Source organism: Bacteroidota bacterium, assembly GCA_039821555.1.
GTDB lineage: Bacteria > Bacteroidota > Rhodothermia > Rhodothermales > Rubricoccaceae > JBCBEX01.
Map to the genome: position 1 here is coordinate 318,505 of JBCBNX010000005.1, position 8,942 is coordinate 327,446.

Here is an 8,942-nt window from a genome sequence, read left to right on the forward strand (position 1 = left end):
ACACCCCTAGCCCTATGAAAGCCCCGTCCCTTACCATCGGCGTCGAGGAGGAGTACCAAATCATCGACCCCGAGACGCGCGAACTGCGGTCGTACATCACCGAGATTCTCGACGACGACCGGATGATCCTCGGCGAGATCAAGCCCGAGCTGCACCAGTCGATGGTCGAGATCGGCACGCAGGTGTGCAACACGCCGGGCGATGTGCGCGCCGAGCTAACGCGGCTGCGCGGCACGGTGATGGAGCTCGCCGACCGCAAGGGGCTCAAGGTCGTGGCCGCCGGGACGCACCCGTTCTCTAGCTGGCAGGACCAGGAGATCACGCCGCTGGAGCGCTACATCGGCGTGCGCGAGGACATGCAGGACGTGGCGCACCAGCTGCTCATCTTCGGCACGCACGTCCACATCGGCATCGAGGACAACGAGTTCCTCATCGACGCGATGAACGTGGCGCGCTACTTCATGCCGCACCTGCTCTGCCTCTCGTCGAGCTCGCCGTTCTGGATGGGCCGCAAGACCGGGCTGAAGTCCTACCGCAGCGTCATCTTCCGCAACTACCCGCGCAACGGCGTCCCGCGCATCATGCGCTCCTACGGCGACTTCCACGCGCTCCGCGAGAAGCTCGTCCACACCGGCTGCATCCCCGACGGCTCGAAGATCTACTGGGACGTCCGCCCACACCACAAATTCCAGACGCTCGAATTCCGCTTCCTCGATGTCTGCACGCGCGTCGAAGAGGCCGTCTGCATCGCGGCGATCCTGCAGGCGATCGTGCTGAAGCTCTACAAGCTACGGCGCGACAACACGACGTTCCGCGTCTACCCCGCCGACCTCATCGAGGAGAACAAGTGGCGCGCCGTCCGCCACGGCCTCGACGGCAAGCTGATCGACTTCGGTAAGGAGCAGGAAGTCCCCGCCCGCGAACTCATCCTTGAGTTGATCGAGTGGTTTATCGGCGATGTCGTCGACGAGCTCGGTAGCCGCGCCGAGGTGGAATATGCCTACAAGATCCTCGACCAAGGCGCCAGCGCCGATCGGCAGGTCGCCACGTTCGAGCAGACGGGCCAGCTACGCCCGGTCGTGGACCAACTCATCGCCGAGACCGAGGAAGGCGTGCGATAGGGAGCCAGGCGGCTCCCCCCGTTCTCATCGCCTCCGCGTCTGACGACGCTTCGCTCTTCGAACTGTCCCCCTCATTTGTGAGGGGGACAGTTTTTGGTGATAGGGGAGCTTAGCGACCGTCACCAAAAACGGGGGGAGTTGTCACACCACCGCCACCCAATCAGCGGCGCGGCGGGCGGGCGGGGCGCTCTTTCCCGGCGTGACCGAATCGGCGGCCGCCGCGTGGACGAACGAGCGCAGGAGCGCGTCGAGCTTCTCGAAGTCGACGAGGAAGGCGTCGTGGCCGAAGGGCGAGTCCAGTTCGAGGTAGGTGCCATTCGGCAGCGCGGCGGCGAGCGCCTGCTGCTCGTGCGGCGGGTAGAGCACGTCCGACGTGATGCCGACAACGACCGCTGGGATCGTAACCTGGGCGAGCGCATCGGCTATGGTGGTACCGGGGCGGTCGCGGGCAACGTCGTGGCTGTCCATCGCCTCGGTCAGGCGGACGTAGGTGACGGCGTCGAAGCGCTGGACGAGCTTCTCGCCCTGGTGCTGGAGGTACGACGCGATCTCGAACGTGCCGTCGCCGCGCTGCGTGCGGGCGAAGCGCTCGGCGAAGAGCAGAGGGCTGCGGTAGGTCATCATCGCCATCTGGCGGGCCGCCGCCAATCCAGCGCGGGGCGGGTCGTAGGGCGGGTAGAAGCCGCCGCGCCACCGGGGGTCGGCCGTAATCGCCGAGCGCTGCGCTTCGGAGATGCCGATCTGCCACGCCGTGTGCGCCGCGCCTGCCGCCAAGACCGCGAGGCGTCCTACGAAGGGCTGTCCATCAGGGCCGCCCCCTTTGAATTCGTCCTCCTCCAGCGCGTCCATCGCGGCCCATTCGAGCGCCTGCATGCCGCCCATCGAGCCGCCGATCACGAGGGCGAGCCGCCGCACGCCGAGGTCGTCCAGGAGGCGCCGTTGCAGCCGCACCATGTCGCGGATGGTGACGTGCGGGAACGCACCGCCATAGAGCTCGCCCGTGACCGGGTTGCGGCTGCGCGGCCCCGTGGTGCCGTAGCATGACCCGAGTGCGTTCGTCGCGATGACGAAGTGCCGCGCTGGGTCGAGCAGCTTGCCTTCGCCGAGGAGGTCGCCCATCCACTCGTCAGCGGCGGCGTGGCCCGTGAGCGCATGGCAAATCAGCACCGCGTTGTCGGCGGCGGGGCTGAGCGTGCCCCAGGTCTTGTAGGCGACCTCAGGGGCCTCGAACGTGAAGCCGCCCTCGGTGGTGAACGGCTCCGCGAGCCGGTGGGTGGTGACGCCGTCGTTCATCGTTTCGGTGTGGACGTGTGCGCGTGTGAAGGTGTGGACGTGGAGGGAGCCCGGAGCGGGATTCGAACCCGCGCATAGCGGTTTTGCAGACCGCCGCGTTAGCCGCTTCGCCATCCGGGCGGGTCACCCCCTGGTCTCGCTCTGCTCGACCTGTCCCCCTCGTGCACGAGGGGGACAGCGTTCCGACCGCCCTGACGCTTGCGGAAGGGGGGAGGAACGCAGGGGGTACAAGCCGCTAGGCTTCGACGAGCAGCGTCTCGAAGGCCTGTGCGAAGTCGGCGGTAAGGTCGTCGATGTGCTCGATGCCGACGGACACGCGGATCAGCTCCGGGCGCACGCCGCTGGCCTGCTGCTCGGCTTCCGAAAGCTGCTGGTGCGTGGTCGACGCCGGGTGGATCACGAGCGTCTTCGCGTCGCCCACGTTCGCCAGGTGGCTGGCGAGGTTCAGGCTCTCGATGAACTGCTGCCCGGCTTCCTTGCCGCCGCGGATGCCGAAGTTGAGCACCGCCCCGAAGCCGCGCGGGAGGTATTGCTTCGCCGCGTCGTGGTATTCGTGCGACTCCAGGCCCGGATACCACACCCACTCGACGGCGTCGTGCGCCTCCAGCCAGCGGGCGAGCGTGAGCGCGTTCTCGGCGTGGCGCTCGGCGCGCAGCGAGAGCGTCTCCAGGCCCTGCAAGAGCAGGAACGCGTTGAACGGCGAGAGCGCGGCCCCGAGGTCGCGCAGCCCCTCGACACGAGCACGAATAGCAAACGCCACATTGCCGAGGTCGCTCTCGGGGTTGAACACGTCCGTGAAGCGGAGGCCGTGGTAGCCCTCGCTCGGCTCGGTGAAGTTGGGGAAGCGCCCGTTGCGCCAGTCAAAGTTGCCGGAGTCCACGATCACGCCGCCGATGGACGTGCCGTGCCCGCCGATCCACTTCGTCGCCGAGTGCGTGACGATGTCGACGCCGTGCTCGATGGGGCGGAAGTAGTAGCCGCCCGCGCCGAACGTGTTGTCCACGACCACCGGAACGCCCGCGTCATGCGCGACGGCCACGATGCCCTCGAAGTCGGGCACGTTGAGGCGCGGGTTGCCGAGCGTCTCGAAGAAGACGGCCTTCGTGCAGTCGTCGATCTGCGCGGCGAAGTCGGCGGGGTCGTCGGTTTCCACGAAGCGCGTCTCGATGCCGAGGCGCTTGAGCGCGACCTTGAGGAGGTTGTAGGTGCCGCCGTAGAGCTTGCTCGACGCGACGATGTTGTCGCCCGCCTCGGCAAGGGTGGTGAACGCGACGAGGTGCGCGGACTGCCCGGACGCCGTGGCGACCGCCGCCGCCCCGCCCTCGAGCGCCGCGACGCGCTGCTCGAAGACGTCGGTCGTCGGGTTCATAATCCGGGTGTAGATGTTGCCGAACTCCTGGAGCCCGAAGAGCCGCGCGGCGTGCCCGGTGTCGTCGAAGGTGTAGGACGTGGTCTGGTAGATCGGGACAGCGCGGCTGTTGGTGGCGCTGTCGGGCTGCTGGCCTGCGTGGAGCTGCAGGGTCTCGAAGCGCAGCTGTTCAGGGCGGAGGGCGTCGGGCGTGCTCATGGCAATGGAGACAGGTTGGGGGGCGTGGACAGCGAGCCGGGGGTGCAGAAACGCAAAAACCCTCCGGGCGGGCGGCCCAGAGGGTTGGCAGATCGGCTTGATGGCGGGAGGTCTTACCCGCCGGATCCACACACGCCCTCGAGGCCGCCGTCGCGACAACACATCATCCCCTTCATCGCAATAGCGATGGGAGCAGGGGCGATGTGGAGGTCGGCGAGGCGCACGAGGCAGAGCGGATGGATGTGGTTTCAGAATAGGGCGGCCCGCTGGGATGTTCCGCACGCCTACTGTGGGGTTTGTGTGAACGAAACCGCTTCCAGGTGCTTCCGCGACGCAGACGGAGGCTGCACTCGGTGCATGGAGGCCGGAAGATGGAGCCCCGCAGCAGGTCCGTTGTCACTGGTGCGTTGTCCGCGGCGCGAGCCTCGCTCGCCCCCCCACTCCGACTCCCACACCCTCACACGCCCTCACTCGTATTCTTCCCCGTCTCCTCGCCTCCCCGTCTCCTCGCCTCCCCGTCTCCTCGCCTCCCCGGCTCTTCGCTCCCTCGTCTCCCTGGCTCATCCGATGCACCTCGCCGACCTCCCCTCGCCCGCTCTCCTCGTCGACCGTACCCGCCTCGACGCCAACCTCGACGCGATGCAGGCGCAGGCCGAGGCGCAGGGCGTGGCGCTGCGGCCGCACGTCAAGACGCACAAGTCGGTCGAGATCGCGCTGCGGCAGCGGGAGCGCGGGGCCGTCGGGCTGACCGTCGCCACCGTCGGCGAGGCGGAGGTGTTTGCCCGCTTCGGCTTCAACGACCTCTGCATCGCCAAGCCGCTCGTGGGGCGCGACAACCTCGCGCGGGTCGCGAAGCTGCTCGCCGGGAAGACGCGCGTGACGTTCTGCGTGGACACCCTCGCAGGCGCGCGCCAAGCCGATGCCTTCTTCGCCGAGCAGGGCCGGACCGCCGATGTGCTGCTGGAGGTCGACACCGGGCACGCACGCACAGGCATTCGCTGGAACCACCCGGATGCGATGTCTCTCGTGCGCGCCCTCGCGGAGCTACCGTCGCTGGCGCTCGTGGGTCTACTGACGCACGGCGGGCAGGTCTACGGCGGTCCCAAACAGGGCGAGACGAAGCAGGACGCCTTGCGGCGCCACATGTCCGAGGAACGCGACCGCCTCCTCACCTTCGCGGCGACGCTCGGCGGGGCCCGCCTCCTCACGCCGGACGCCACCCTCTCGCTCGGCTCGACGCCTACGCTGAGCGTCTTCGAGAACGCGACGCACGACGGCTTCACGATCACGGAGGCACGCCCCGGCAACTACGTCTTCTACGACCGCCAGCAGGTCATGCTCGGCACGACGACGCTCGACCGCTGCGCGCTCACCGTGCGCGCCACCGTGATCGCGCAGCACCGCACACCCACGGGCGGTGAGATGGCCTACCTCGACGCGGGCAAGAAAGTCCTCACCACCGACCTCGGCTGGAACGTTCGCGACCACGGCCAAATCCTCCACAGTCCGCACACGATGAAGCCGCTCCCGCACGCACGCATCGCGCGGCTGAGCGAGGAGCACGGCTGGGTGCGCGTCCCCGGCGCGACGACCTTCGACGTGGGCGACACGGTCCGCATCGTGCCCAACCACGCCTGCGTGACGATGGCGACGCAGGATCGCTTCTACGTCATCGAGCGCACGGGCAAGGACGGCGAGGAGGTCGTCGCCGAGTGGGCCGTCGACGCGCGCGGCGCATGAGTTACCTCGAATACCCATTCTTGTCATCCCGGACTCGATCCGGGATCTCCAGCGACTCGGGTGTTTCGGTGCTTCGCTGAGATCCTGAAAGCGAAGCTTCACGGAGTAAACGAGTGCAGGATGACACGAGAGCGACATCGTAACACGCCGCCTAACCCAGGCCACCGTCCTGGCTGTCTCGCGCGGTGGGCGCGGCGCGACCTCGTGCTGGCCGTCGTGACCACGCTCGTGGTGTGGCTCGGCAACGACGCGCTACGGCTCGTGGAGTCGGACACGCCGAGCGTGAGCATCGGGACGCCGCAGGACGGGCGGCTGGCGCACGGCAAGCGGCTGCCGTCGTCGGGGGCCAACTTCCGCACGTACTCGCGCCTGGGCTCGTTCCTCGGCCGCACCGCCGTGCACGACGCCGTCCGCGACGCGACGCTGGCGGCCTACGAGACGCTCGCAGCAACGCGGCCTGAGACGGTCTACGTCTACGGCGAAACGGGCTGGCCGCGCGGCGGGCGCTTTCGGCCGCACCGCACCCACCGCAGCGGCGTCTCGGTGGACTATATGACGCCAGTGACAAACCGCGAGGGCCGCTCCGTCCCGCTCCCGACGTGGCCGTGGCTGCGCTTCGGCTACGACATGGCGTTCGAGCCCGACGGCTGCACCTCGGGCGGCTCGCTGTGCATCGACTATCCGGCGCTGGCGGCGCACCTCAGAGCGTTGCACGCGGTCGGCCACGAGCACGGTGTCCGCATCGGTCGCGTCATCTTCGCACCGGACCTGCAAGCTGGCCTGTTCGCCGCCGACTCGGACTTGCGTGACCTGATGGCGTTCTCCCGCAACCCCTCCTGGGTGCGCCACGACGACCACATCCACGTCGACTTCGTGCTGCGGGAAGACGGCTGAGGCGCGTCAGCGTGCCCGCGTGAGCCGTCCTGCCTCGGTGTGCCGCTGCCCATCTGCACCCACGGCCACCAGCCGCCACACGTAGACCCCGCTTGCGAGCCCCGCGCCGTCCACAGCCGCCGTGTGCCGCCCCGCCGCCTGCTCGGTGCGCACCTCATGCACCACGCGGCCGAGCAGGTCGTAGACGGCGAACGTGACCGTGGCGCCAGCGGGCAGGTCGTAGACCACCTCGGCGGCGTGGGCGAAGGGGTTGGGGTAGGCTCCCGCTACAGCGAACGCCTCGGGCGCGGCGACCTCGACGCGGACGGTCTTGGTCCAGGTCTGGCCGTCGTCGGTGGCGATCTCGAAGGTCATGGCGCCAGGCTCGGCAACGGGCGCAGTGTCCGCCACGTCGAAGGCGAAGCGGGCGAGGGCGTCGGTGCCGGGCGCGAGGGCGTCGAGAGTGAGCGCGGCGGGCGTGACGGCGAGCCAGGCGGGGGCGTCGGTGAGCGTGACGGTGAAGGCTGCTGCCTCCGCGCGCTCGTCGTCGTAGTCAGCATGGGCGACTTCGAGTTCGAGGGCGTGGCCAGTAGAAGCGAAGGGTAGCGCGTGCGGCTCGGCTTCCTGTGCAAGCGTAGGGAATGCGCACAGCGCAATGAGAACGAGGACTATAAGGCGAGTCATAGCGAGTGAAGATGGCAAGGGACTTTTATAGCCAGGTTTCGAGTTGTTCATCGTAGGTGAGTTGTCCCCACTCCCGAATTTCATGAAGAGGAACTACGTAGACCAATTCAGGTAAATCTTGCACCTCTAAGCCATTCACCTCTCCCCTGCCCAATATTCTCATTATTATAGCAATCGAATAGAAATTCACATAAAAGCCCGGAATACACAACCTAGATCCATCAAGTGAAATATCATATTCATAGTATAGATTATTATCTCTTATTGTGATTATTTTATCAAATGAATAATTATTATTTCCTGTAATTATTCTTATTAAACCTCCGGTATCCGACCTACCCTTCAACCCACACATATCTTTATAAACTTCAAAATCATTTCCTACACTATCCCGAATGATGCCTATCTCTATTGGAGATGTATTATACGTTTGTATTCTGCTCAAAATTCTGCCTGAATTAAATATAGATTTGAAGTTTAAATAATCTAGAAAATCATCGTCTGATTCCGAGACAATCTCAAGTATGCTAGACCCTTCCTCTGTGCCCACGACAGACACCTGGACTCTGTATCCAGAAGATTCGAATGATGTCATACTACTGCTCACGAAGGAAGGCCTGGTATTCTAGTGACTACCCATTCGACCACAATGTCTGGGTGAATCTTTTCTACATCTCTGACAAATCGGTCAGTATCAAGGCTGGGATTTGCTCTAAACTCGTCTGGTACAGCAATTACTGGTATCAGTCCATTTCTATGAGCGTCTTCTCGAAGAACCCTAAGAAGATCGCTTGTTATTTTATCACTAGACCTAACTATAGGCTTTGTGTGTTTCGAGGACACCAGGAATGAGTCTGTCAACGTGTCTACGTCCCCTGTAAATCTCGGGTCATTCCCAGGCTCTATCTGGATACCCACGAGCCTATCACTCCTAAAATGCTCCATTACGTCAAACTCGAATTGGGTTCCTTTTCTTCCAAATTCCAAAGTTCCCATCTTTGCATAGTGGACAGATCCCGGATTACCAGGAATGTCGGAAACTCGGTCGAAATGGACCACCCTCAGGTCGGAAGCTCCGAAATGATTGACCTTCTCCAAGTATTTTGTCGCCGCTACGGCGTCCCAGTTCGCCTTCGCAGCCGCACGCGCCACGATCTCCATCTTGCCTGCTGCTCTCAGCCCATCTACCGTCGCGGCATCAAATTCTGACCCAAGCGCCTCAAGAACACGCCGTAGGTCACCGTCATCAATATCAGCCTGGACAGTAAGCCTCGCTAGCAAGTCTTCCGCCTCCGCATCCCCTATGCGATTCCTCAGCGAGGCGTAGTCGCCCGCTGCTTGCTGCCCGAGGCGATTCAGAGTGCTCTTAAGGCAAAATGCTGCGCTACTCGCTGCCGCACTTTCATAGCGTGCGCCCGCACACTCGCGCGTCAGCCGACTGAAGAACTCTCCGTTGCGGCTGAACCAACTCGTGTCGTTTGTCCGAAGCGCCGCCGTGATCCCTTCGAGCGTGTTTCGGAACAACCACCGACGCAGCGGCCCTACAGGCACCGCCTTGATCGCGTTCTTGAGCGCCGACACCGCCGCGTTCACCCCCACGTTCAGCGGCGGCACTTCCGTCGCGATGCCCAGCGCCGCCAGCGCGAACACCGCCCAGTCTGGGT

At 64.8% G+C, this 8,942-nt stretch carries 8 protein-coding genes and 1 tRNA gene; 3 read left to right on the forward strand and 6 right to left on the reverse strand.

The annotated features are described in order from the left end of the window. The first annotated feature begins 14 nt into the window (after window positions 1–14). Window positions 15–1,121: a carboxylate-amine ligase gene (locus AAFU51_08940; protein ID MEO1571383.1), complete on the forward strand. Its 1,107-nt coding sequence runs from the start codon at window positions 15–17 to the stop codon at window positions 1,119–1,121. Between the two features lie 141 nt (window positions 1,122–1,262). On the opposite strand, the gene metX is transcribed toward AAFU51_08940, so the two are convergent. From metX to AAFU51_08955, 3 genes are all read right to left on the reverse strand, one after another. Then, window positions 1,263–2,414, reverse strand: a complete 1,152-nt coding sequence (gene metX, locus AAFU51_08945) for a homoserine O-acetyltransferase (GenBank protein MEO1571384.1) — start codon at window positions 2,412–2,414, stop codon at window positions 1,263–1,265. A 47-nt stretch (window positions 2,415–2,461) separates the two neighbouring features. Continuing rightward, window positions 2,462–2,534 (reverse strand) — tRNA-Cys (locus AAFU51_08950). Window positions 2,535–2,649: 115 nt separating this feature from the next. Further along, window positions 2,650–3,981, reverse strand: coding sequence for an O-acetylhomoserine aminocarboxypropyltransferase/cysteine synthase (locus AAFU51_08955; GenBank protein MEO1571385.1), 1,332 nt, complete (start codon window positions 3,979–3,981; stop codon window positions 2,650–2,652). A gap of 567 nt (window positions 3,982–4,548) precedes the next feature. Here AAFU51_08955 and AAFU51_08960 point away from each other — a divergent pair. Continuing rightward, a complete protein-coding gene (locus tag AAFU51_08960; protein ID MEO1571386.1) occupies window positions 4,549–5,721 on the forward strand; it encodes an alanine racemase in 1,173 nt (390 codons plus the stop codon). A 120-nt stretch (window positions 5,722–5,841) separates the two neighbouring features. Next, window positions 5,842–6,615: a replication initiation protein gene (locus AAFU51_08965; protein ID MEO1571387.1), complete on the forward strand. Its 774-nt coding sequence runs from the start codon at window positions 5,842–5,844 to the stop codon at window positions 6,613–6,615. Window positions 6,616–6,621: 6 nt separating this feature from the next. Here the strand turns inward: AAFU51_08965 and AAFU51_08970 are convergent, their stop codons facing one another. The 3 genes from AAFU51_08970 to AAFU51_08980 form a co-directional block, all read right to left on the reverse strand. Next, window positions 6,622–7,278 carry a T9SS type A sorting domain-containing protein gene (locus AAFU51_08970; GenBank protein ID MEO1571388.1) on the reverse strand — a complete coding sequence of 219 codons (657 nt, stop codon included), beginning with the start codon at window positions 7,276–7,278 and terminating at the stop codon, window positions 6,622–6,624. Between the two features lie 25 nt (window positions 7,279–7,303). Then, a complete protein-coding gene (locus tag AAFU51_08975; GenBank protein MEO1571389.1) occupies window positions 7,304–7,873 on the reverse strand; it encodes a hypothetical protein in 570 nt (189 codons plus the stop codon). An 8-nt stretch (window positions 7,874–7,881) separates the two neighbouring features. Continuing rightward, window positions 7,882–8,942 (reverse strand): hypothetical protein (locus AAFU51_08980; GenBank protein ID MEO1571390.1); only part of this gene is annotated, 1,061 nt, incomplete at its 5' end.